Origin of the sequence: Hymenobacter yonginensis (assembly GCF_027625995.1) — a bacterium.
Taxonomy (GTDB): domain Bacteria; phylum Bacteroidota; class Bacteroidia; order Cytophagales; family Hymenobacteraceae; genus Hymenobacter; species Hymenobacter yonginensis.
Genome location: NZ_CP115396.1, coordinates 2,365,935 through 2,390,979 on the forward strand (window position 1 = coordinate 2,365,935; position 25,045 = coordinate 2,390,979).

Here is a 25,045-nt window from a genome sequence, read left to right on the forward strand (position 1 = left end):
TGGGTAGCGCCCTTGCGCGCACGAGTGGAAACACGACGCGTAGGGGTAGCTACCGGGCGGCAATGGCCGGAAACGAGTTTATCAGTCCCTTTTTTCCAGTACACATCTCCCCTATTATTTGCCATGCAAAACGATTTGATTGAGGCCCGCCTGCGGCGCGACACCACCCTGCTGGCGTTTCTGCAGGAACAGAAAGCGCAGTATGCCGACTTGGAAGAGGATATAGCCAGCCCCCGCGAGCTGCTTGGACGCAGCCTAGCGCAGGCCCAGGCCCTGTCGGCGCAAGTACTGGAGGCCGACTCCGACAGCAGCACCAGCCGCAAGCGTGGCCTCCGCCGCCAGCTCACCGAACTGCTCAAGCGCTTGGCAGTAAGCCTGAAAGCGGCCGGCACCGCCACCGGCGACTTGCGCCTGCAGGCGCTGGCAGGCCAGCCCGGCCAGCTCACCAAACTCCCCGAAGCCACCTTTGCCGAGGAAGCCCGCCGCCTACTGAGTCTGGTGCCCGAGCGCAGCGCCGCGCTGGCTAAGCGCCGCTTCCTGCCCGAGCACTACCAGCAGGCGCAGAAGCTGCTACAGGAGCTGCGCGCAGCGGCCACCGAAGGCCGCCTCCACGACACCGCCGGCGCCGCCGGCCGCCAGGGTCTGGAACGCCTCATCAAAGAAAACGCCCGCCTCGTGGCCCGCCTCACCGACCTTCTGGCCGTGTACGCGCCCGATGCCCCCGACTTCTGGAACGCCTACAAAGCCGCAGCCCGCGTGGTGAAGCGCGGCGGCCAGGACGGCCCCGACGATACCACTAAACAGTAAACCGTTGCCGTTGCGGGCCGTGCCAGCGCAGTAGTGGGCTCATCATACCAAGTAGGCAGCTATGAGTAATTGGCATGATGACAATGGTTAAAACGTATCAATCAGTTGATCGAACCAGATCTAACGCCTGATTACGTGTGTCTATCTACTCAGTATCAAAGCACAACGCCCCTTCCACTGCAGTGGAAGGGGCGTTGTGCTTTGCCTGGGCGCCTTGGCAACAGCTGTTGCCAAGGCTTCTGAACGGCTAGTCCTGCTTGGTGAACTTGCGCACCACGCGGCCGGCAGCCGTTGTGACCTCCAGGTGGTAGAGGCCAGCGGGCAGCGACGCTACGTTCAGCGCGGCACTGCCGGTGCTGGTGCGGCCTTCCAGCAGCACGGCCCCGATGGTGCTTAGCACGCGGTAGGTAGCCTCCGGCGCGGGCGCTACCACCTGCAGCTCCGTGTGGGCGGGGTTAGGATAAAGGGCCAGCTCCTTGCCAGCGGCTACGGCCACCACCGGCGAGAACGACGCCTGACCGTTGGTGTCTACCTGGCGCAGGCGGTAGTAGGCCGTGGCGGGCAGCGGCTGCCGGTCGAGGGCGGAGTAGGTGTGGCGCTGGGCGGTGGTGCCCTGGCCGGCTACCGTGGCCAGGGTGCGGAACTGCGCGCCGTCGGCGGAGCGCTGCACCTCGAAGCGGGCGTTGTTTTTCTCGGAAGCCGTAGCCCAGTCCAGGCGCACGGCGTTGGCCTGCCGTTGGGCCGTGAAGCGTATCAGCTCCACGGGCAACGGATTGGTGCCGGGCGTCTGGTTGCCGAGCGTGAAGATGTTCTGCAGGTTGAAGTCGGCGGCAAAAGCATCGGAGATGATGGCGCCCGTGGGGTTGCCGGTACCGCCGCTGCTCTGGCCCCGGTCTTCGTACGCAGCCCCATTCACGGAGCGCAGCACCCGCAGGAACGCCGGATCATTTACGCCGTCGTCGGTGCCGTAGGTGAGCGTAACCTGGGCCGCCGTTACAGCCGCCGTGCCCGACAGGCGGTTGAGCGTGTAGTAGCGCACCAGCGAGCGGCGCGTAATGTTGCCCGGCAGGCCGAAGTCCGGCGAGGCTTCATTGATAACCTCCATTTGGTAGATGGCGGTACCAGTCTGGCTCACGTTGAGAGTGAAGGGCCGCACGATGCCGTCTTTACCAATTGGGAACGTGCGGTTGGTGGCTCCATCGTACTCCCAGGCCAACGGGCCATCCACAAAGCTGGTAGAGGTGATAGTAGGCGTGGCCGGCACGATGCTGGCCGAAGAGCGCAGCGTTAGCAGGTTGGCGCTGGTCGTGAGCAGGCGGCCCTGCGTCAGGAGCAGCGCACTTTCTACCGTGGCCATGCCCTGCACGGCTACCACCTCGGCGGCCGAAGGCAGGTTCACTTCTACGTCGTAGTAGTTGCCGGCGCGCAGCGCAAACTGCTCATCGATGAAGCGCGGCCGGCCAACTACGGCACCCCAGCCGCTACCCACCCGAATCCCGTCGATAACCAGGTTCTGGTTGCTGGAGTTCTGGCGCAATACCACCGAGTTGATATCCACCTCCGTGGAGCCGCTGCCGCCGAAGGTGATAGGGAAGTCGGCAACCTGCGGCACGGCGGGCTCCACCACAGGCGTGTTCTGGTCGAGCACGTAGAGGCGCAGCACGTCGTCGTTGGTGCCCGGGTTGCGGGTGTAGCGAATCACGACGGTGTAGGTCTGGCCGAAGGTGTAAGCCAGCGGCCCGCTGCCATCGGCCGCGTAGTTGATTAGGGTATTGCTGCCGCCGGTGCTGCCAGCAAAGCTCACCCCGATGTTGTAGCCGGGGCCGCCGGAGTTGGCGCGGAAGTGAATACGGCCCCGGGTGTCGCCGTTGCCAGCGCCCGAAAGGCTGAAATAGTAGTCATCATTGCTTCCAATGCCATTGGCGCCCATGTTCACAAGGAACGAGGTGTAGAGCGTACCGGCCGTGAGACCGGGCGAGAAGGTCCGGCGCACGTCTTGGCCGTCGGCGTCGAGCTTGGCGGCAGTACCCAGGCTGGGCGTACCGTACTGGCTGGCGCTCAAGCTCAGGTTGTCGGTCTGGATGACGTTGGTAGTGGTGCCACCGCCGAATGAGGTCCAGTTGCCAGTGCTGGTGAGCGTGGTGCCCAGCGGATAATCGAAGGCTTCCTCCATGTACAGTTCGCCGGGGCCGGTGGTGGCTACCGGGGCGCTGGTGGCAGCGCTGTTGTTGTCGGTGGGGCTGGTCAGGTAGTTGGTGTTGCCACCGGTACCGTTGTATTCCAGCAAGCGGAAGTAGTACGTCACGCCGGGAGTCAGGCCCGTTACCGTCACGCCGGGAGCGTTGGCCGTGCTGCGCAGCACCACGTAGTTCTGGCTCCCGATTTCGCTGCCCGCCCCGAAGGCCGGGCTGGGCGTGTAGGCAATACCGTCGATGGGGTCGGCGGTGACGGGAGCAGCTTGCCGCACTACCAGCAGGCGGCCGGAACCGTCGCCGGCCGTCACGTTCACGCGGATGGACGTGCTGGTGATGGCGCCGAAGCTGATGGTGCCCACTGTGGCAGGCTCGGCCGCCAGCGTGGCCGGGGCCGTTACGGTGCCCGACACCGCTACCGACACCGAGAAACCGCCGCTGACGTTGGTGACATTGCCCGCGCTGTAGCTGCCGGCGGCAATGGTGTTGCGCAGACGCACAAAAATGGTCTGGTTGACGCTGCCACTGCTGCGCACCACCGTCAGCGACGATGCGTAGGTGCCGGCGGCGGCAGTGGCAACCTCGTAGCCGTTCGGAGCCGTCACTACCACGTCGGCCACGAGGCCCGAGCCGGTGAGTTGGTAGCTCTGGGCGGCCGAGTTCTGGCCTACCGTGGCCGTGAAGCCGGCAAGGGAAGTTGGGTTGGCCACCAGGCCGGGAGCCGCATTCACGGTGCCTTGCAGCGCAATCTGCACCGGGGCCGCTACGCTGGCCGAGTTGTTGTCTAGGTTGCCGGTGAAGGTGCCCTGGTTCACGCCGGTCAGGCGCACGAAGATGGTGGTGGTGGCGACGTTGCCGCTGCCGTTGGTGGGCAGCGTAAACGAGCTGGTGTACGCCCCACCCGCGGTGGTAGCCGCCTCGAAGCCGGCCGGCGTCGAAACCACGATGCCGTTGTTGCCCAGGCCGTCGCCGCGCACGGTGTAGGTCTGGGTGGCCGAGGGCGTACCCTGCGAAGTGCTGAAGCCCGAGAGGCTGGTGACGGAAGCCGTGATGCTGGGCGTGGCCACCACCGTGAAGGCCGGGCCGGTAGCCGTGTTGGTGCCATCTGTTACGCTGACTGCCTGGGCGCCGGCCGGAGTGCCGAGAGCCACGGTAGCCGTGAGCTGGGTGGCGCTGACCAGCGTGAAGCCACTGGCGGGCGTAGTGCCGAACAGGACCCCGGTAATGCCGGTGAGGTTGCCCCCATTCACCGTAACCACCGTACCCGTGGGCCCGCTGGTAGGTGTGATGCTAGAAATGAAGGGCGTGGTGGCACCAAAATCCGCAATCCGTACATCATCAATGTTGATACGCGGGTTATTGCCCGTTGACAGATTGGTGCTTGCAATACGAATCAGGACTGTGCCTGGCACATTCAGCGTATAGGAATAGAGCGCCAGTGTATTCAACCCCAGTGTAGCAGGGGTACCACTTACTGGAGTGAAGGTAGTACCACCATCCGTAGAATAGGAAATGGCAAAGCTGTTATCAGTGCTGGCATCCGAGCCAAAGCGCGCCGCATAAAGGCTCAGTTCGCCAACACCGTTAGTTTTGGTGTACTCAATGTATCCTCCACCTCGGATTCGCACGTTTTGGCTGCCCCGAGGATTGTCATTGCCTGTAGTAGCTGTTAGCGCCTGAAAGAAAGTCCAATTGCCGGAAGGAAAGGCGGTGGCTGCGGCTGGGCTAACATATCCGGTGCCGGGCGTGGAGCCGGTTTCAAATGGCTCAAACACGCCTATGAAAGCTGCCGTTACGGTTCCCTGCACCACCCGAGAAGCGGAAACCGAACCGCTGGTAAAGGTGATGTTGCCGTTGAAGGTGCCGATAGCAGCTCCGCTCAGCCGAACGAACACATTGCCACCAGCCGCCGGTAGCTGCAAAGTGTTGGTAGCCCCCGCGAAACTGCCGGACGTAGCCGACAGTTCGTAGCCGGCTGGTGCTACCACATCAATACCTGCCGATAAGCTCGTGCCCGTTACGGCAATGCTCTGCTGGGCAGATGGGGTGCCCTGCGTAGTGCTGAAGACCAGAGTACCCGTGCCGGCATTGATGCTGGGCGTAGGAGCCGCCGTAACGGTGCCGCTTACCGCCTTCGTAACGTCGGTAGCGCCGGAGCTGCTGTGGGTCAGGTTGCCTACATACGAGTTACCAGCCACTGTGGTACTGGCCAGTCGCACAAAAACGCGGGTAGCCGCCACGGTAGCTCCCGTGCGGTCTAGCACCAATGGGGTGCCCGCGGGAGCCACCGCAAACGTACCGGGTGTGTTGGAGCCAGCAGTAGTTTCCAGCGCCAGTTCGTAGCCGGTGGGTGCCACAATGCTGATGCCGTCAGTCAGATTAGCACCCGAGACGGTGTAGCTCTGCGCGGCAGAAGCAGTTCCTTCAGTAGTCATGAAGGTTAGCGCGGCAGCAGAGGAAAGGGTGATGGTGGGGGTTGTTGTAGTGCCATTTGTATAGCTCAATTGGAAGTCGTCGATTGCATGTGTATCTCTACTTCCAGAGCCTGTGCTACCTGCGAGGGCCACAATACGTATCCAAACAGGTCCTGCTAAATTATTTAGGCTACTTCCAAATGAAATAGATATTGGAGTTGTGCCAAATGTCGTTGCTGTAATTGGACTTCCTACTTGTGTAAAGGAGGAAGGGTTCGCACCCACTGCATATTCAACTACAAACGTGGTCGAGCGTGCTTGCTCATCCAAAAGCTGAAACTTAAAGTCTGCGCTTACAGCTGAAATATTTGTGGTATTAGCTATTTGCAATACAAAAGCTGCACCTGGGTCGAATCCACCAGAACCCGCTTGCCTAAGTCCAAAAGCACGGTCAGTTGAAGCATTCTGTGCTGCTGTATTTGCGCTCGAAGTAAGTCCATCAGCAGACGCGACATTACGGAAGTTACCAGTCGCATTAGCCCAAGTATTAGCAGTAGCGCTTAGAGTGCTTGTTGATCCTAAATTGCTACTGCTAGCCCCCGTTCTCCCTGTCCAACCAGTAGGATAGCCACTTGCAATTCCGTCGAAAGTTTCGGTGTATAAAGTTCCCGTAAGTGTGACCTGCCCCCACCCTACTACCGGGCTCAGCAACAGCAAGAACACAAACAACGTCCGCCAAACGGGGCCGGAACGGGTGGCGAATGAGCGAGTAACTGGTGCGACCATATGCAACAAAGGTGAAAGATGTAGTAGACGAAGGTGTGCAACCCCAAAGGTACAAGTTATTCAGGGAGTAGTACAACATACTACATATTAAGGAATCATTACAGATCCGGCCAAAAAAAAAGCCTCCCGCAGCTGCGGAAGGCTTTTTTTTGGAGCGGAGCGGCGAGGGCCGCGCCGGTAGCTTAGTTCTTCACCACTTTGCGGGTCACCTGCTGGTCGCCGGTGCCTACAGTCACCATGTAGGTGCCAGCGGGCATCGAGGTCAGGTCCAGCTCGCCGGTTACGGGCAGGCTCTGCTCGCGCAGCACCCGGCCGGTCAGGTCGGCGATACGAACGCGCAGGCCTTCGGCGGTCGTAGCCTGGGGCAGGGCCACCGTCAGCTTGCCCGAAGTTGGGTTCGGGTAGAAGCTAGCCTCAGTGAGGCCCGCGTTCTTCACCGTTACTACCGGCGAGTACGAGAACTTGCCGTCGGTGTCAATCTGCTTGAGACGGTAGTAGCTCAGGCCGGCCAGTGGGCGGGCATCTACGGCATCGTAGGTGCTACGGGCGCTGGTGGTGCCGTTGCCTTTCTTGAACAAGATGGTCGAGAACTCGCGGCCATCCTGGCTACGCTGTACTTCAAAGCCCTGGTTGTTGCGCTCCGAAGCCGTTACCCAGTTCAGGTTCACCTGGCCGTTGCGAAGCTGAGCCGTGAAGCTTTTCAGCTCCACTGGCAGCGGTACTTGTGGTTGGTTGTTGGGAACACGATAATTCTCTGCATTGAGAAGAGCATCATCGTTGAACTCAAATGAATAGAAGTAATATACTACACCGGGAGTCAGGTTGCCCACGGTAAAGTTATTAGCTGCGCCACTGAATACTACATACGTATTAGTGCTGGCTTCAATTGCAGTTCCAGAGCCAAATTGGTAGGCACCCGACACTGTTACACCTGGATTGAAATTCTGCTTGGGCTGAGGAAACAGGTTGGTAGGCAATTGCTGGTAGGTAGTAGTTGCAATAACCAAGCGGTTCTGACCATAGCTAGTGCCAGCAGGTGGTGAACTCAAATTGAAAGTAATGGTGGCGGTGCTAGAGTTGATATCACGCGCAATCACGGCTGTTGATTGAGCTGTCGGTACTGGAGCAATAGCAAATCCTTGTACACGCCCGTTGCCACTTGTCAAAACAAAGAAGTTACCTGAATTCAGCGAGCTGTTTCGCACTTCCAATTCCTGTGCTGAAGCTCCTACACGAGTTGGAGCGTAGCGTACCTGAATTTGTTGTGAGAAATTACCATTAGCATCTGGTGTGATGGTCGCGATTTTGCTGTAAGATGCTCCGTTGTTAAGTGAAAGCTCATACTGAGGTGTCTGCAACGGATTACGCGTTGGGTCATCGGTGTCGGCAGGGAAACGGATATCCACATTCCCACCCAAAAGGAAACCTTCAAGCAGAGCTGTTACTGGCGCTGTGGTGGTATTTTTCACTACGTTATCACCAAAGGAACCCAGTAAGCGACTCAGTCGAATCGTTGGTTCGCTGATACCGGTAACAGAAACGTCACGGTCAGGAGCTGGCGAACTCGTCGCCCGAATAATGGCGTTGACGGTTAGAGCATTGTTGCCTGGCAGAAAGCGCAGATAAATCGGACGCTGAGTTACATTCCCTTGAACATCAGGAGTGAAAGTCAATTGATTAAAGAAATTGACATTGTCTTCCGAGACTTGAAAATACTGAGCCGATGGCCCTGTAGGAGCAATGGTGAGTGGTTGTAATAGATTAGTACCTGCCAATAGAAATTGTTGAGCGACCGAAATGGAGTTTGGTCGCGTAGCGAAAGTAAAGCTGTTATTAGCAGGATTAGTGATGGAAATGTCCGATATATTTCCATTAGAGGTTGCCGAAATTGGTACAACGACAGGAGATGCTGTTGCGCTCGTTACGGTAATATTTCCATTAAAGGTAGTTCCGCTAATGAGTGCTACCAGTCGCACTTCTATTGAAGTTGGCACTACTGTAGTACCAGTCCGCGGTACTACTAATGCATCACTTGTAAAAGCCCCACCTGCTGAAGCATTCCGAATCTGTACATTGGCAGAAGGTGTCAGTGTAATATTATCTGTCAAGCCAGTACCACTAACTGTCAGCTGCCGGGTATCACCTGAGCCACTTGCGGTAATATTACCGAATGCCAGAGAGGCTGGCGAAACATTAATTGTAGCTCCAGGGGTTGGAGCAGTACCAATGCCTGTTACACTCACTAGTTGAGTTGGAGCACCCTGGGCGGATACCTGAACGTTGCCATTAGCAGTTCCGGCGGCCGTAGGGACAAATTGTACATCTATTTGCGTAGATCCAACAGTTCCTCCTACCGGCGTAAGCGTAACACTGGAGCCAAAAACATTGGTACCAGTGCGTACTTGATAACCTGAAGGGGCAGCTACTGTCACAGGGTTAGCACCCAAGTTATTGCCGCTTACCGTGAAGCTCTGGGGAGACGATGCGTTGCCTACAACCACAGACCCAAAGTCAAGGGTACCATTAGTAGAGACTGCCAATGTAGCAGGGGCTGTTTGTCCTACACCAGATACACCCACAGAAGCGGTGGTAGCCCCTGTGCTCGAAAACTGAACATTATCTACATAGTTGCCAGTAGCAGTAGGGAGAAACCGTACAAAAACAGACGTACTAGTGCTACCGTCTATTTTTCTTGCCAAAGTCACAGTCGAAGTATATGTTCCGGTAGATGTGAGAGACACTTGAAATCCTGCAGGAGCGGCTACCGTAATATCTTGATTCAAATAGACAGCATTAACATCTATCCTTTGCGCGGCAGAGGCAGTGTTTACAGTTTGTCCACCGAACGAAAGCGCTTGTGGAGCTACAAGAATGGTGGGAGTAGTAGTAGCGCTAAGAGTGACATCGTCTAACTGATACTGACGCGCTTGGGCCTGAGTATTGTTCAAACGGATAAAGCGCAACTGTAGAAAGCGCTGGTCACTAGCAGGCAGGGCTGCTGGATTTAGAACGAATGCGTTCCAAGTTCCTGGCGTAATGCCTGATACAGGAGTGTAGGGAACATTAGTGTCATACACCGAATATGAAGCAGCATCTACCGATGACGCTAGATTTAAACGGAAAGCATTTCGCAGAGCAGCGATGGTCGTTGGACCACCTGCTGGAATATAAAGAGCAAACCTTACCTGAGGGTTGCTGATACCTGTCAAATTGATGTCGCCAATAGTAAAAGTACTGGTGGCACCTGTATTTGTCGGAAAAAGTACGTTAACTGAACCGGAGCTATTAGGATAGCCTGTGGAAGGGTTTAATAGAGACAACTGAGCGTTGCCTTGATATTGAAGCCCTTTCTCTTGGTCATTGTCAAACCCACCCTGCCTGTTGTAGCTCTGTATGGTTTGTCCCTCAGTAGCAGTCGTACCTACTGACTCCGTGAAAATCTGTGCGTTGGAAAAACCAGGTAACACCAATGCTACTAAAAACAGCATTTGGCAGACAAACCTAGAAATCCGGCGTGTATTACGCTGGTAAGTGTGGTTCATAGTATAAGCAAAAAGTGAGCGTTTCAAAAGTGAAGTGAAAAAAAACAGAAGAGAAGGCAGTAAGTAACTGCACCGGTAGCAGAAGATGATACGCAGCAGCAAACGTGAGGATTGCTATGTTTCTTACATCTTATTGAACATTTTTAAGCACATTAAAAACAACGTGTTTGGGTTTTTCCGGAACTGCTCAACCATATTCCGTGCCAGTACAGCGCCTATTACATTATTAGGGAAATAAGAAAATTAAGGCAGTACTGGTTCATCATATATAAAATAATGAATGTTTTATACTTTTTGTTTCAGATGCAAATTTGCGGCAAAAATCTGAATAACCCGGCAGCTTGTTATACTACATATCAAATAATAGGTTTTTTTACCCGTTGCAAGTCAATGCATTAGCCACTACAAATACTTCTATATTCCTTGCCAATCGGCCATTGGCCAGCTCATTCAAGGTGGTTTTACCTCTTTCCCTCCCACCATACTTCGGCGTACAGCTGCTACATCCGAGCCGTTACCAATCCTTGCCGACAGCCCATAGCGTCGTAGCGGAAACCGCAGACCGCGCCGGGTGAGCCAGCGCATAATGCCCAAAGTACCGCCTTGACTAGCCTTCCCAATTTGACACTCACCTTTACGACAAAATGGATTTAATCAAGATAGCGCAAAAAAATCCACTACCCTTTTCAGGATAGTGGACTAAATGAGCACGTTAGGAGAGGGAACTGTTGCGCCTACTTGGCGTCAGGCTGTGTCGCATTTTGAAACAAACGGGCGCGGTTACTACCAGTCAGATCCATTTGCCATACCTCCGGTACCGATTGATTGACGTTGCTTACGTTCACGAAAACGACTTTAGCGCCGTTACCGCTGAAGCGAGGGTAAACGTCGTTGGTTCCCACAGGTTTACCCCCTGCCCCACCAGTGCCTTGTAATGCGGATAGCGACGTAACTCCAGTACCATCCAGATTCTGGACAAATATCTGCGCATCCAACTGCCGACCGGTCGGATCCACATAACTACTTAAATCGCGCGTATACATCACCTTATTACCTAACAAATTAAAGGACGGTGAATCCAGTCGCCCAGGTAAGTTACCGACTAGTTGCGTGAGGTTCGTACCATTGGCATCGAGCAGGTAAATTTCAGAATCGTAGATGCTTGCCCCTACTGTCTGTACCACAATCCGGTTGATCTGGCCATTCCAGTCGCATTCGCGGAAGTTACGGCCGCTGGGCGCCGTAGCCAGTAATACTAGGCCAGAGCCGTCGCGGTTAATGCGCCAGAGCTTGTCGTTGTTAGCGAACAATAGTTGCGCGCCATCTGGCGACCAGCAATAGGCTACTCCAAAGTTATTATATCCTTCCACTGGCAACGGCGAAATAAGGCGCTGATCGGAGCCGTCGCGGTTCATGGTATAGAGCCGGTATTGACCGGAAGCATTGGAAGTATAGGCCACCTTATCGAGCAAGGGGCTAAGCCGTGGCGAAGCTTCCACAAAAGGAGAGTTGGTAAGCCGAACCAAGTTACCGCCGGTAGCATCCGATGAGTAGATGTCTGTATTGCTCCCTGTCTGCCGCACATACAGGAACGCATTATCGGGTACTTCCCGGGTGCGGAAGCTCCATACATCCCCACGGACAAGCTCACCGGCTTTGTCGCGTACCGTTACCTGCCAATAATAGGTGGTATTAAATTTCAGACCAGTGGCCACCACACTGCTATCAGTGGAATTGGTCAGGAGTTGGCGGCGGTCAGTGGAATTGCTTTCGAACAGTGTTACGTCGCTGTACAGCACCGAGTCAACTTTGTCGGGGTCCGAGACTTTCCAGCGTAGCGTCAATTCCACTGGCTGGGCAGTTGCTCCATCGGTAGGACGGGGCTTAGAGGGCAGGTTCGGCCGGCTATTGGAGGTAGCGGCTTTGCTCAGCGTTAGTGAAACGGGTAGAGTCTGATTTTCATTAATGTATACGTTTGCTACTTCCTGGCGATAATCTGCTTTACGCGCCGTCACAGCCAGCTCACCAACCGGTACGTCCGGGATGGAAAATTTGCCGGCGGCATCCGTAGTATAAGAACTAGTGGCAGGGTTGGTAGTGATGGATACATTTGCAAGTGGCAGGTTGGTTGCCCCGTCTATTACCACTCCTTCTACGGCCCCATACAGCGTAGGCTCTACTGTATCCTCTTTACAACCTCCGGCGAATAAGGCGCTTACTAGCAATAGACACTGGGTAATCCACACAAGTGGTATTCGGTTGGGAATAAGTGTTTTCATGGTTTAAGGCAGGCTAAGGTGGGAGAGTTCAGAGTAGGTACAGACTAGGAAATCAGTGAGGGAACTTGTTCAGGCATCTGGTAGCACCCCCCTAAAAATATCATTAACCGCTGTAATTCAACATTTTGAAATAATACATCATATGTGCAATATATCAAGTATGGATAATGAGTATATCCACGCTACCAGCTATTCAAAGCAACGATCTATGCAATACTCAAGAACCTACGATTAGCAGAATGGCCGTATCATCGGAGCCATAAATGTAAGAATAATTTTAAAAATTCAGAATTTAATTCAAAACTACTGAGATGCAAAAAATGGCAACCTGGTTATCGACTATAACCAGATTGCCACCAACATTTTACCATCTCTATCATGCAGCTTATGGTAGTACCCTACCTTGCTCAATAGTAAGCTGGATACCGTTGCCGCGCATCTCCACGCTATAGCCGCGTGGTGCCAGGGGTGTCGATTCCAGCTGGTTGAGTGTATGATTATTACCTATTTGCATGACTTCATACTTGCGGCTGTCTCCGACGACGGTGCTGTTGATCTTATTGTCGTCACCATCCTGCACCAGCTTCATTTCGTTTCTGTCGCCGGTCAGGTTTACGTTTAGCTCGTTTCGGTCACCGTCCTGCGTAATGCGGGCGCTGTTGCCTTCTCCTGTCTGAGTGAAGCTGAGTTGGTTGCTAAGGCCTGCCTGCTCCACAAAAGCCGAGTTGGCCAAAACACCAGTATTGTTCTGTGTAATAGCGCCCCGATTACCGGTGCCCATCTGTAGCAACGACGACACGTTGCGCGCATCGGCTTGGCTTGGGGCATTAGGCAGTCGCTCCAAGCCAATGGTTTCGGCGAGGCGCTGCTCTACACGCAGGTCTTCCGGGTCGGTACGGCTTTGTGCAGTAGCTGGCAGCCAAAGATTAGCGGCGCTAACTGTGCAAAGCAGAAAAAACAGTTTTTTCATAGCCATGTCATGTTAATGCCCAAGAGGCCGGGCCTCCCTTCACAAAGAAGAGAAGACCCGGCCAATTGTGCGTTAGACACAAATCCGATTAGGGGTGGTCCTGACGAACGATGGCAGCATTGCCACTACCATCTTGTACAACCTGGCTCCATTGGTTATTAGAACCGAGGCTACCATCACCCTGACGCGTGTCAGCAAAGTTGCCGGGGATACCAAAGATCAAACCGGTAGCATTGGTTTGCTTCTGATGAGCAAAGTTGTCGTCGCTATCCTGGTCGATGTAGCCGTAGTTGAGGTCACCGGTCTGCTCTTGCACAGCATAGTTGCGGTTCTGGGCGTCACCAGTAGCACCTTGCTCTACGATGGCTTCTCCACGCCAGCCGCTTTGTACTTGGTCAACATAGTTGTTGTTGCCGGTTTGGCTGGAGTAAGCAGTGTTTAGGCCATTAAGTGGCGAGCTGCCAGACTGCGTCTGATAAGCATCGTTGCCCGTACCGTTCTGGTACATATCAGCCGACTGGTTGGAACCAGCCTGCCGAACGACGCCGTAGTTATCAGTACCTACTTGCTGCACATACGAATCATGGTCAACCGAACCGGCATTACGGCTGGTAGCAGAAATCTGGGTAGTAGTAGGAATTGCGCGGACAGCTGCACCACGGCCTTGTGCCGCTGGGCGGGCATTAGGGGCGGACTGAGCGAAGGCAGCACCGGTCATCAGGAGTGCAGCGGCGAGGAGTTGGATCTTTTTCATGGGGAAAAGGGGGACTTTGGGGGAGGGGTTAGAATTTTGTTTTACTACTTTTTAATTGTCTCTTCCGGATAGACAATTCAAATATAAAGCACTTTTTTCATAATGCAAGCAAGTGCGTAAATTTTTTATTCAAATTTTTATTTACATAGTTATATAATAAGCAAAAGCCCTTTCAATCAGCCATTTGACCGATTAAAAGGGCTTCAAATTATTTCATACGATGGCTACCTAAGTAGTAGGTAAAGCCCAGACGAGCTGCCCAGACATAGTCATTATACTTGCCGTAGTCCATATAATCGAGGTCGTCGCTTAGGTAGTAGCGGTTTTCGATGCTGGCATTCAGGCCAATACGTGGTGAGAGCAGGTACTCTCCTCCTATGCCCAATAAGGTATGCGGCAGCACCCGCTGGCTGCCGCTGACTGCTGGCTGATTGCGCAACGTAGCACCTGCCCCTGCCATAGCGTAGGGCGTGAATCTATCTTGCGGCAGCAAACGCATCATCAGGCCCGCTTCGGCGTAGCTGAAGTCCTGGCTGAAGTAGCGCCGCGCCGATAACTGGCCCCAGCCTACGTTCGCAAAAGAACTTAGGAAGCCGGTTCCCCACTGGTAGCGCAGTGTAGCAGTACCTTCCGGATCATTGCGAGGATTGGCGAAATCACCGGAATATTGCTGCAGTGAGGCCGAAAGCCCTATCCCAAAGCGGCTGCGGCGTTCCGTCAGTTCGCGGCCCAGCACATCAATGGAAGCATTCTGCTCTTTCTCCTGGAAATAAGCAGCCATAGCCGGACCCTGTAGGTCCTCCACGTTTTTAGGCGCCCACAGCCGGTCGCGCAGGCCCTCGAAGATGAGGGCTTCCACTGACTTCTCAATGGCTTCCTTCACTGCCATTTCGCTAGGTTCGTTGTATGTGAAACCAGTCTCGGTTTCCAACAGCCGCTTGAAGTTCACGAATCGGAACAGGCTGGCATCTACTTGCTGCGAAAGAATCGTTTTGCTGACGTAAACTGTTTTGAGCACCCGCCCATTGGATGTACTGATGGCCCGCAGATACACCGTGACACGGTCCTGCCGATACTGGCCCGAGGCGCCGGCTCCAAAGTAGCGCAGGCCGGCACCGCCGGTCAGCATATTGGCATCGTAGGAGATAATACCGCCTTCCAGCAGCACTCCCGCAAACAGCAGCGGCGGCAACGGCGACTGTCGTTGCCCAGTCTGCTCGCTGTATTCGGCCCGAGTCGAACGAATGATTTTGCGCTCATTCAGCAGATTGCCTAGGTTTTCGCGCTCAATCGGCTCAAACCAATTAGACTCTTCCAGCGCCTTTATCAAAATAGTAGTAGCACCCTGCGTGATGGCCGTTGAAAAGCTTGAGCCATTGGTGGTAGGCTTGTACTGCCCGGTCTGGTCGCGGAACTTATACACGGCCACGACCGCCTTTTCGCGGGGCTGCGGCATATTCTGGATTGGACGGGGCCGGATAACCTCGGCCCCCAGACGCGCGGGCTCGGTGGTGAGTGGCTGATGGAAATAAGGCGCGCAGGCATCAGTTGCTAGGAGCAGCGTGATAGCTAAGTATACTTTCCAGGTGGCGATGGTACGCATGGGGAGGTGAGGCAGTAACAGAGAGAAGATAAGCTAGTGGCCGTGCGACTGGCTAAGGGATATTTGGAATAGTGACGGTGGTCTGGTTGCCGGTGCTGGAGTCGGTAATCTGGATAACTACTCCGTTGGCACCGGGCGTCACTTCAATCTGATAAGTGCCTACCGTATAGCTACCTTCCCGCACCGGCCCCGAACCAAACTGCGACGTGATAAACCGGCTGGTCAGCTGACTCAGAATCTGTCGATTAAGGTTTTCAGCAAAGCCATTAAGCGGATCGTTGGCGTTGACGCCAGTGCCGGTGTCGCGAGCAGGCTCTTCGATGGTGTTTTGCGAGGTAGCAGAACTGAGCAACCATTGGTAGTTGAAGCTGTTTCCACCGCCGAAAGACGGGTTTTTGGGTTCGTAAACGAAGTCCTGTGCATGCGCTTGGCTACCAGCGAGCATAAGCAGCAGGGCAGTGCATAGAGTAAAAAGAGTTTTCATAGGGGGTGGGAGTAGTGAAGCAAGAAATGGGAAGTTGTCAGTAGGTTTCTCGGCCCTTCAGTTCGCCGCGCTCTAATTGATTGCTCACGCGCTGGGCTTCCACCAGATAGTCGCTGGCCAACCCTACGGCCTGGATGGCGGCTTCTTCTATCAGGTCGTACTTAGGCTGCAAGGGTATCTCGAGTAGCGTCTCATCGTTCACGGCGAGCGACACCAAGGCACTGTTGCCACGAGCCGGCAATTCTATGATGGTGATGTTGTATTCGTTGACGCCTGGTGGGGCTTCGAAGGCGGTATAGAACACGCTGTAGAAGTCACGGCCAATCTTGGTTATCGTCTGATCGACAACCAAGCCTTGTGATTCTATTCCAGCCGTCTGGCGACGTTGTGTCTGCGAAGAGTCAGCTTGCAACAGCAGCCGCAGGGCCTCCTCCAGTTTCTTGGCCGGCAACGGTGCTGCCTGCGATTCTTTTACAGGCACTTCGGGCGTTTTCTGGGCATTGCTACCTTCCCTTACCGGAATCCGTCGCTCATTTTGGGCCAGCGCCGGGCAGCCTAACAATACCAGCCAGATAACAAAACAGGTGCTGGCCAGCTGTCTAAACAACGGCTGCTTACACGTAAGCCAGTGCACCAATGTAGATAAGGAGAGCTGGCGTAGCATTGGGTTGAGTGAGAATTGATGGATTTATAAATGCCCTTTCGTCTCTAGACTGAACTTACCCAGTACCTAATCTGCCCTTCGCAGGCAGAATAAGCCAGGACGTTAAAAACTCGGTTTTACCAGGACGAGATAGGCAGAGCAGTTTTGCGGCATGAATGTAAATATTAAACGAAATAATACAATGATTTTTCACGATTTTAATCTATCAATAATTGAAATAATTAAAAACCCATGCACACGTCACTCCGCAACAACTTGTCAATCAGATGCCATAGCTCAAAGCTTATAGATAAGGCCCGCCTCTACTTTCGTAAAGGCGGGCCTTATCTATGTAAGCAATAAGCTTACAGACGCTTTTACGCTACCACATGCGGCACGAACTCCGACAGGTTGGTAATGAAGCCAGCGGCCCGACGGAAGCCGATGGCGCAGCCGCTGCCAGCCCAGAACACCCCAGCCTGGTAGAAACGCTGCCGGTCGTCCTGCGGAAGGTGGGCGAAACACTGATAAACCTGCGTCTGTCCGGCAAACTCGCCTTCCACGGCCTGCCCAGGCTGGCGGGCATTCATTTCCGTGACGTTCTGGCCCTCGCGGCCCAGCAGCGGCTTACGCACACTGTGGCCGGGCAGCTCGGAGAGGGAAGCCTCCAGCAGGAGCGGATGCTGCGGGAAGCATTGCCAGAGCAAGGCCAGGATGGCCTTGCTCTGGAACAGCAGCGTGTAGGCCGGGTTGGCAATGATAAGGTCGCGGCTTTGGAGCAGCTGCAGCAGGTCGGCCGTCAGCTCGGGCTCTTCGGCGGCCAGAATTTCCCAGGGCACCAGCTTAAACAGAAACCCAAACTGGCGCCACTGCTCCGGGGCTTGTTCGGCCCACACACCCCTATCCTTCCCCACCACCGATACCTGCATGGCATCGACGGAGCAGATGTGCACGTGCTTGAAGCCGGCTTCCGCAGCTGCCTCGGCCACTACGGCGCAGTTGGCGGCGTCTTCGGCACTGTCGGGCAGGTGCACGAGCAGCAGCGTGGGCGGCAGGTCGGGGTTGCGCTGCAGCCACTCGGTTAGCTGGGCCTGCAGGCCTTCGAACAGGCCGTTGGCCTGCCGGTCGTCGGAGGCCTGGCCGGCGGCTACCAGGCTGGCCCACTGCACCACAGCCGTTTCGGGGATGCTGGTGGCGGTGTCGGCGTTGAATTCGAGTAGCTTGGGGCCTTCCGGAGTCTGGGCCAAGTCGAAGCGGCCGTAGAGGTGCCAGTGCCGGTCGTCGTTCCAGGAGTGGCGCACGGCAGGCCACAGCAGCTCCGGAATGGCCAGTAGCCGCAGCAGCGTGTCCGGAATGGGGTCGGGAATGGCCTGTAGCAGCAGCTCATAGAGCGTATCGGCGGCCTCCAGCAGCGCATCGGCCTCGGCTTCGGGTAGCTGCACGGCCTCGCGGGCCACGTAGTTCTGGCAGTCTTCTTCCACCACCCAATCCCAGCCCAGGCTGCGTACGGCCGGCGTTACGTCGCCGGAGAGCGGCAAAAGCGAAATATCAGGCATGGGGGTAAGCGGTACGAATGAGAGATTATGAAAGGAGACTCAAGAAAGCGTGCAGGCATCAAGTAGGCTGATGGGCCGCGCCGGCTGCCGGAATCAGCCGCCGAAGCCCCGGCTGCTGCTGCGGCTGCCGAAACCGGAGCTCCGGCTGCTGCTGGGCGCGGTGCTCCGGACGCTGCTGCGGCTGCCGAAACCGGTGCTGCGCACTACGCTGGTGCTGGGCCGCACGCCGTTGTTGGTGCGGCTGCCACCAAAGCCGCGGCCGAAGAAGCCCCGGCCCTGGTCGCGCTCCTGCGCCACCCGGCCGCGCCAGCCGTTGTTTTGCTGCACAATGCCGGGGTTGGCGTAGGCTCCCACGTTCGGCGTGAGGAAGCGCCCGGCCATGTAGCCGATACCGCCCCACATCAGAATATCCATCATGCCGGTGCCACCCATGCGGTTTTCCGGGTTTACGCGCGTGTATTCCTGCATCTGGCGCTGCAGGGCCTGGCCTTGCAGGGTATCTACCTTGCCATCGAAGTGCTTGAGCACGGCGGCCACTTCTTCTTTGCCGGCGGGGCGCTCCGCCGTGATTTTCCATTCGCCCGGCTTCACTTCGGTCATTTCCGTGATGACGCCTTCCGAATACGACTCGCCGCCGCCCCAGTCTTCCTGGGTGGTGGCCCTGTCGGTGTCGGAGCTGCCGCCCGAGCAGGCGGGCAGCAGGAGTCCCAGGCTGGTAGCGGCAGCCATCAGCAGCACATTGCGGCGCAGGTCGCCGAGACGGTAATAAGGCTTATTCATCGGAGTGAGAAAAGGAAGGATTACGAAACGGAAAGCAACGGCACGAGCCGTGAGCTGCAGCTAGTACAACACTACTCCCAGAGCGGATAGTGCTCCAGGTGCACTTCCTGGCCAAAAAATATACGCGTGCTTTCCTCGAACGAACGGGTGAAATCGGAGACGTAGAAGTGATGCACCGGCGCCGCTTTGCCCGGCTGGGCCGCCAGGTTCTGCTGCTGCAGGTAGTGCTGCACGTGCGCCGCCACCACGTCGGAGGCGTCCAGCACGGCCGTGCGGCCCTGGTAGAAGTCGGTAATCTGCTTTTTGATGAGCGGGTAGTGCGTGCAGGCCAGCACCAGGGCCTCAATGCCTTCCAGAGCAGGGTTAGTCAAGTAGCTTTCAATGATGTTGCCGGCGATGCTGTTATCGAAAAAGCCTTCTTCAATCATCGGGGCCAGCAAGGGGGTGGCCAGGCTCTGCAGCTGCACGCCGGCATCCAGCTCGTCTATTTTCTTGCGGTACACGTTGCTGTTTACCGTCTGCTTGGTGCCAATCAGCCCGATGGTGCGGCCGGCGTAGGCCTGCCCCACATGGGCCACAATCGGGTCGATGACGTTGAGCACCCGCGCCTTGGACCCCACGTATTCGCGCACCAGCTCGTAGGCCGCGGCAGAAGCTGAGTTGCAGGCAATGAGAATGACTTTGCACTGCTGCTTGAGCAGTAAGTCACAGATTTTGACGCTGTACGCCTGAATGGCGGCAGTGCTTTTGTCGCCGTAGGGCAGGTGGGCCGTGTCGCCGAAATACACGAGCCGCTCGTGGGGCAGCACGCGTGCCACGGCCCGCGCGACGGTGAGGCCCCCGATGCCGCTGTCGAATACGCCGATGGGACGGATGGAAAGGTCTGGGTTCATATCGGCGGCAAGTAACGAGGAACCATGCAAACTGTTGTAGCCGCCGGTTTCCACAATACCGCCAATTTCCTATCTTCCGACTTCGTACCGCCCTTCTGCCCCTGCGTATGAGCACTATTCTGGCTGAAATTGACCAGGCTCTGGCCTCTTTCGATTCTTCCCGCGGACGCCCTGTTGCTATTGAGCTGGGCGAAAGAAAATACACGCAGCTGATTCTGGATGTGGCCCACCTGCACGCCGATGGCGGCGAGCTGACCCACAACACCGGCCGCCCGCTGGCCTACCGGGGCCTGGAAATCCTACGCGACGACCTGCACGTCGACCGGGTGCTGGTCATTTAATCACAGATGATGCAGATGCCGCTGATTTCGCTGATCCGGGCAACGCCCTACGAATGGCGCTGATTTCGCTGATTCGGGCGTTAATCAACTGCATCTGCGGAATTCCCATAATCTGCATCATCTGTGATGTAGCTTTGCGGCATGAATCTGCTTTCCGCTGAGAACCTTTCGAAGAACTATGCCGACCGGTGGCTTTTCCGGGACCTGAACTTTGGCTTGCTGCAGGGCCAGCGCGTGGCCTTTGTGGGCATCAACGGCACCGGCAAAACCACGCTGATGCGCATTCTGGCGGGCCTGGAGCAGCCCGATACCGGCCTAGTGAGCACCCGCAAGGGCATCCGGGTGACGTATCTGGGCCAGCAGCCCGTGTTCGATGAGAGCATGACGGTGGAGGAAACCATCTTCGCCAGCCAGAACGACACGCTCCGTGCCATCAAGGAGTACGAGCACGTGGTGAACGACCCCAACCACAAATCCGACGACCTGCAGCGGGTGCTGGAGCGCATGGACGCCCTCAATGCCTGGGACTACGAGGCGCAGGTGCAGCAGATTCTGAGCCGTTTGGGCATTCTGGGCGACTTGCTCACCCGCAACGTGAGCATGCTCTCGGGCGGGCAGCGCAAGCGCGTGGCCCTGGCCCGCGTGCTGATTGAGGAGCCCGACGTGCTGCTGCTCGACGAACCAACCAACCATCTGGACCTGGCCACCATCGAGTGGCTTGAAAACCGTTTGTCGTCGCCGACTCTGACGCTGCTCATGGTGACCCACGACCGGTACTTCCTCGACAAGGTGGCCAACGAAATTGTGGAGCTGGACCAGGGCCAGATGTACCGTTACCAGGGCAACTACGCCTACTTCGTAGAGAAAAAAGCCGACCGCGAAATGCGCCAGGCTACCGAGGTGGAAAAGGCCCGCCAGCTGTTCAAGAAAGAGCTGGAATGGATGCGCCGCATGCCGCAGGCCCGCGGCACCAAGCAGAAGGCCCGCATCGACGCCTTCTATATAACCAAGGAAAAAGCCAGCACCAACCTGAGCAAGCAGCAGGTGGAGCTGAGCGTGAAAACCACCCGCCAGGGTGGAAAAATCATTGAAGCCAGCCACCTCAACAAGGCCTTCGGCGACAACGTGGTGCTGGACGATTTCAGCTACGTGTTCAAAAAGAAAGACCGGATCGGCCTCGTGGGCCCCAACGGCGCGGGCAAGTCTACGCTGCTGAACATGCTCACGGGCAAGCTGGCGCCCGACTCCGGCACCATCGAGGTGGGCCAGACCACCGTGTTCGGCTACTACACCCAGACCGAGCTGGAATTCGATCCTTCCCAGCGCGTGATTGACATTGTGAAGGAGGTGGCCGAGGTGGTGGAGCTTGCCAACGGCGACGTACTGACAGCCAGCCAGTTCCTGAGCTTGTTCCTGTTTCCGCCGGCCCAGCAGTACACGCTGGTAAGCAAGCTGAGCGGGGGCGAAAAGCGCCGGCTGCAGCTGCTGCGCGTGCTCATCAAGAACCCCAACTTCCTGATTCTCGACGAGCCCACCAACGACTTGGACCTGGGCACGCTCAACATCCTCGAAGACTTCCTGCTGCACTTCTCAGGCTGCCTGCTCATCGTCAGCCACGACCGGTACTTCCTCGACCAGCTGGCCGAGCACCTGTTTGTGCTGGAACCCGGCGGGGCTGTGCTCAACTTTCCCGGCAACTACACCGACTACCGCGAATACCTGGCTGAGCGCGAAACCGAAGCTGCCCTCGAAGCCGAGGAAAAAGCCGCCAAGGCCGCCCGCGCTGCTACCAAGGCGGCCGTAACGGCCCCAGCCCCGGCTCCCGTGGCTGCCCCCGCGCCGGCCAAGCGCAAAGCCAGCTTCGCCGAGAAAAAGGAATACGAAACGCTGGAAAAGGAGCTGGCGCAGCTGGAAGTCCTGAAACAGCAGCTCATCGACAAGCTCAACGCCGGCTCCGGCTCGCACACCGAGCTGGCCGACTGGGCCGCCCAGCTCAAGCGCACCGACGCCGACCTCGACGCCAAAGGCGAGCGGTGGCTGGAGCTGGCCGAATTCATCTAGCCTCCTGCTGCTCTGAAGCTCACACGGCCCTTTCTGACCAGTTCAGAAAGGGCCGTGCTGGTTTTACGCCTGTTCAGTTGCCGTCAGAAGCGCGAGCCTTATTTCCTGTTCAGTTGGGTTTGCTGAAGCAACATTTCTGCCTCAGCCCGCCCGCTGAACAGCCCTAATAGCCGGATGCCGTACTGCTGCTTGGCGCGGCCGAGTAGGTTCCGGGCTTCTGGGTGAAATCGAATACCACCGGCCGAGCATTCACGAACAGCACCACCCGTAGCCGCCGGGCAGCATCGGTGCGCGGGAAGTGCACCTGGCCGGTGATGTACTCGTTGGACTGGAGCACCGTTTTGCGCAGAATCACCGATTCCAGGTGCTGCTTGCGGCCGCTGAGCTCGTCGGCCTGCTGGGCATGGGTTGCGCGCTGGTCGGCGAAGTAGGCTTCGTCGTCGGCGTGGCGCTGGTCGCGCTCGGCAATCTGCTCGGGCGTTTCAGTCTTTTTGATGGAGGCAATATCCTCGGTGATATTCGCCACGCTGCTCAGGATTTCCAGCCAGCTACCACTTTCGGCCTTGGCAGCTTCCTTGTTGAGGCGAGCCGTGAGCTGCTGCAGGGTCGCTTCAGGGTCGAGGGCCATGACGCGGGTGGACGTCAGTGCCGGGGCTCCCGGAGCAGTGGCCGCAACCGCCGCTGCCAAGTCGGTGGTCTGGGTGGTAGCGGCCGCATCGGTCAGGGAGTAGTCGGGCACGTAGTAGAACGTCTCGGGCAGGATTTCCAGCGGCCGGCGCGCATCGTTCCCGATTTCCACCTCAAACACCAGCTCCTTCTTATCGTAGCGAACAAAGCCCAGCTTCACCTCCACGCTGTCGGGGTGGTAGAGGCGGCTGGTGGGGTGGCCGTTCAGGCTGGGGCCGTTGGGCGTGGCAGGCTGCATAGCCAGGAAAGAGGTGGAGCTGCAGCCGGCAAGCAGCAGCCCCGAGGCAGCCAATAGAGTAGCAATACGCATAACACGAAGAGTAAGAATATCCGGAAAAAGCCAACCGGCGCAGGTGGCGGGTTAGTAGGCCGGCTGACGGCTGCGTAGCTGGCGGTAGCTCAGCAGCAGCGGCTGGCGGCGCAACGGCAGTGAAAGGCGCAATACATCGGCCTCGTCGGTGCGCGGGAAGTACACGTAGCCCCGGATTCCCTGGCCCGGTAGCAGCGTGTTTTTGCGCAGCAGGCGGGCTTCCACGTCTTGCTTCTGAGTCTGGGCCTGCAGGGCGGCCGCGCTGTGTTCCATGCGGTACTGCTGCCCGTATTCGGCCCCGGCCAGTACCAAGGGCCGCTGCGATTCGCGCACGTTGTATACTACCGCCGCCACCAGGCCATCCAGTTTCTGCTCGGGGTTGATGGCGCTTACCGGCCCGGGAAAATACGGCATGTACTCCTGGCCTTTGTGCAGCGTGGTGGCTACGGGCGTGTAGTTGAACTGTTCGGGCGCTACCAGCACCGCCCGCTCCGACTGGTTCTGAATATCCATATCGAAGACCATCGAATTGCCTTCGTAGCGCACAAACCCCAGGCTCACCTCCAGGCTATCCTGCCGGATAACAGACCGTTCGTGGCCGTCTTTCCAGGTGCCGCTGCCCTGGTCGGGCTTCAAGGATAGATAAGCGGTGGGCGTGCAGGCCGTGAGCAACAGGCTTAGTGCCGCAATACAGTGTCGAGTTGTTGGCATATACTATAGAGAGTAGGGGAAGGAAAAGCCACCCCGGCCGGCGCGTTTTCTACAGGCCGGCGGGCAGCGCGGCTTCTCCCGCAGCATTTGTGCCAAACTGCCACACGCGCCGCACCGCCGCCAGCGGAATTGGCCCAAAGGCGTGGGCAAAATGCTGCTGCCGGCTCTCCACCCACTCCCGCTCTACCCGCACTCCGGCCGCCGCCAGGGCGGCTTCGTCCAGCTCCAGCAGCCACAGGTCGGAGCGGTGGGCGTAGTAGCGGCGGGCCGTTTCTAGCACCTGATGCAGCTCCGAGCAATGGATGAATCCTTCCTGCACAAGGTCGGGGCTGGCGAAGGCGCCGGTTTGCTGGGCGTGCTGCCAGTCGGCAGGTTCGGCTATTCGGTAGAGCATATGGAAGAGTAGTTAGAGGGAGTTACAGGGCGCCGACGAGGCAGTATACTGGTCGGGTGGAAAGCAGAAAGGACTCATGCTGCAGCATAAGTCCTTTCGGTAAGCGTGGCTTTAAAAGCTGTTCAGCGGCAGACTAGCTGGCTTTCCAGAGCTCCTGCTGCACGGCTTTGCCTACCGTGAGCATGATGCGCGTGGGGTTGGGCACCAGCGTAATACGGGCCTCTTTGCCGGGGTATTTTTCCGAGTCCACCCACACGCCTTCCTTGGGCGAAGGCGTACCGCCGGTGCTGGAGGGCAGGTAGGCCGTAGGCAGCAGCACATCGGTATCGGAGCTCAGCTCGGTGTGCACCTTGTCGAGGGCGGCTTCGAGGTAGGCGCCGTATTCTTCGTTGAAATCGTCTTCGAGGTCGTGCAGCTCCTCTTCTACGTCGTCGTAGCGGGCATCATCATACGACATATCGTGCAGGGCCTGCTTTTTCTCGATCAGCGTAACGAGGGTGCGGTTCAGCTCTTCCAGATTCATAAGGGTAAGGCGTAGGGTTGTGCTACAAAGGTGAAGAGGATTCGGCAGTTTTATGCGCCGTTCCTGCTCCCGGCTCAATTTTACGAAGAAAGCGGCATTCCTTTCGCCTGGAGGTGGCCACGCATGTGGCAGGAGCGCGAACTTTGTAGTTCGCGCCCCCGCGCCGTTTGGGTGCTTATCGTTCCGGGGCGCGAACTGCACAGGTCGCGCCCCGCCCCGTTTGGGTGACTGTCGTTCCGGGGCGCGAACTACAAAGTTCGCGCTACTGCCGGCGGCCGCTCCTTGCCCCGACGGAATCATTTGCCTCAAAAACGT

Annotated in this window: 18 protein-coding genes; 3 read left to right on the forward strand and 15 right to left on the reverse strand. The window is 57.0% G+C overall.

Annotated features, from left to right (window positions below; genetic code table 11):
- Positions 1 to 123: 123 nt before the first annotated feature.
- Positions 124 to 807 carry a hypothetical protein gene (locus O9Z63_RS10245; protein ID WP_270125098.1) on the forward strand — a complete coding sequence of 228 codons (684 nt, stop codon included), beginning with the start codon at positions 124 to 126 and terminating at the stop codon, positions 805 to 807.
- 247 nt (positions 808 to 1,054) lie between these two features.
- Here the strand turns inward: O9Z63_RS10245 and O9Z63_RS10250 are convergent, their stop codons facing one another.
- The 11 genes from O9Z63_RS10250 to murI form a co-directional block, all read right to left on the reverse strand.
- Complete coding sequence (locus O9Z63_RS10250) at positions 1,055 to 5,434, reverse strand: T9SS type A sorting domain-containing protein (protein WP_270125099.1); 4,380 nt, start codon at positions 5,432 to 5,434, stop codon at positions 1,055 to 1,057.
- Positions 5,435 to 6,381: 947 nt separating this feature from the next.
- Positions 6,382 to 9,741: a T9SS type A sorting domain-containing protein gene (locus O9Z63_RS10255; RefSeq protein ID WP_270125100.1), complete on the reverse strand. Its 3,360-nt coding sequence runs from the start codon at positions 9,739 to 9,741 to the stop codon at positions 6,382 to 6,384.
- A 734-nt stretch (positions 9,742 to 10,475) separates the two neighbouring features.
- Complete coding sequence (locus O9Z63_RS10260; protein WP_270125101.1) at positions 10,476 to 12,020, reverse strand: carboxypeptidase regulatory-like domain-containing protein; 1,545 nt, start codon at positions 12,018 to 12,020, stop codon at positions 10,476 to 10,478.
- 385 nt (positions 12,021 to 12,405) lie between these two features.
- Complete coding sequence (locus O9Z63_RS10265; RefSeq protein ID WP_270125102.1) at positions 12,406 to 12,990, reverse strand: hypothetical protein; 585 nt, start codon at positions 12,988 to 12,990, stop codon at positions 12,406 to 12,408.
- Between the two features lie 88 nt (positions 12,991 to 13,078).
- On the reverse strand, positions 13,079 to 13,744 hold the full coding sequence (locus O9Z63_RS10270; RefSeq protein WP_270125103.1) for a hypothetical protein: 666 nt from the start codon (positions 13,742 to 13,744) through the stop codon (positions 13,079 to 13,081).
- Between the two features lie 208 nt (positions 13,745 to 13,952).
- A complete protein-coding gene (locus O9Z63_RS10275) occupies positions 13,953 to 15,347 on the reverse strand; it encodes a CsgG/HfaB family protein (protein ID WP_270125104.1) in 1,395 nt (464 codons plus the stop codon).
- A gap of 52 nt (positions 15,348 to 15,399) precedes the next feature.
- Positions 15,400 to 15,831, reverse strand: a complete 432-nt coding sequence (locus O9Z63_RS10280; protein ID WP_270125105.1) for a curli production assembly/transport component CsgF — start codon at positions 15,829 to 15,831, stop codon at positions 15,400 to 15,402.
- A 37-nt stretch (positions 15,832 to 15,868) separates the two neighbouring features.
- Positions 15,869 to 16,495, reverse strand: a complete 627-nt coding sequence (locus O9Z63_RS10285; RefSeq protein ID WP_270125106.1) for a CsgE family curli-type amyloid fiber assembly protein — start codon at positions 16,493 to 16,495, stop codon at positions 15,869 to 15,871.
- A gap of 356 nt (positions 16,496 to 16,851) precedes the next feature.
- Positions 16,852 to 18,030: a glutathionylspermidine synthase family protein gene (locus tag O9Z63_RS10290; protein ID WP_270125107.1), complete on the reverse strand. Its 1,179-nt coding sequence runs from the start codon at positions 18,028 to 18,030 to the stop codon at positions 16,852 to 16,854.
- A gap of 93 nt (positions 18,031 to 18,123) precedes the next feature.
- The gene (locus O9Z63_RS10295; RefSeq protein ID WP_270125108.1) at positions 18,124 to 18,810 is read right to left on the reverse strand and encodes a hypothetical protein; all 687 of its coding nucleotides are present in this window, start codon (positions 18,808 to 18,810) and stop codon (positions 18,124 to 18,126) included.
- A gap of 71 nt (positions 18,811 to 18,881) precedes the next feature.
- On the reverse strand, positions 18,882 to 19,703 hold the full coding sequence (gene murI, locus O9Z63_RS10300) for a glutamate racemase (RefSeq protein WP_270125109.1): 822 nt from the start codon (positions 19,701 to 19,703) through the stop codon (positions 18,882 to 18,884).
- A 107-nt stretch (positions 19,704 to 19,810) separates the two neighbouring features.
- Between murI and O9Z63_RS10305 the strand changes: the two genes are divergently transcribed.
- Positions 19,811 to 20,044 (forward strand): hypothetical protein, encoded by a 234-nt coding sequence (locus O9Z63_RS10305; protein ID WP_044017104.1) that lies wholly within the window; start codon positions 19,811 to 19,813, stop codon positions 20,042 to 20,044.
- A gap of 141 nt (positions 20,045 to 20,185) precedes the next feature.
- Positions 20,186 to 22,105: an ABC-F family ATP-binding cassette domain-containing protein gene (locus O9Z63_RS10310; protein ID WP_270125110.1), complete on the forward strand. Its 1,920-nt coding sequence runs from the start codon at positions 20,186 to 20,188 to the stop codon at positions 22,103 to 22,105.
- Positions 22,106 to 22,268: 163 nt separating this feature from the next.
- Here O9Z63_RS10310 and O9Z63_RS10315 read toward each other — a convergent pair whose 3' ends face one another.
- The 4 genes from O9Z63_RS10315 to O9Z63_RS10330 all read right to left on the reverse strand — a co-directional run bounded on the left by O9Z63_RS10315 (position 22,269) and on the right by O9Z63_RS10330 (position 24,730).
- Complete coding sequence (locus O9Z63_RS10315) at positions 22,269 to 23,102, reverse strand: hypothetical protein (RefSeq protein WP_270125111.1); 834 nt, start codon at positions 23,100 to 23,102, stop codon at positions 22,269 to 22,271.
- Positions 23,103 to 23,153: 51 nt separating this feature from the next.
- Positions 23,154 to 23,813 (reverse strand): hypothetical protein, encoded by a 660-nt coding sequence (locus tag O9Z63_RS10320; protein ID WP_270125112.1) that lies wholly within the window; start codon positions 23,811 to 23,813, stop codon positions 23,154 to 23,156.
- Positions 23,814 to 23,862: 49 nt separating this feature from the next.
- The gene (locus tag O9Z63_RS10325; protein ID WP_270125114.1) at positions 23,863 to 24,207 is read right to left on the reverse strand and encodes a DUF952 domain-containing protein; all 345 of its coding nucleotides are present in this window, start codon (positions 24,205 to 24,207) and stop codon (positions 23,863 to 23,865) included.
- A 133-nt stretch (positions 24,208 to 24,340) separates the two neighbouring features.
- On the reverse strand, positions 24,341 to 24,730 hold the full coding sequence (locus O9Z63_RS10330; RefSeq protein ID WP_044017092.1) for a hypothetical protein: 390 nt from the start codon (positions 24,728 to 24,730) through the stop codon (positions 24,341 to 24,343).
- Between the last annotated feature and the right edge of the window lie 315 nt (positions 24,731 to 25,045).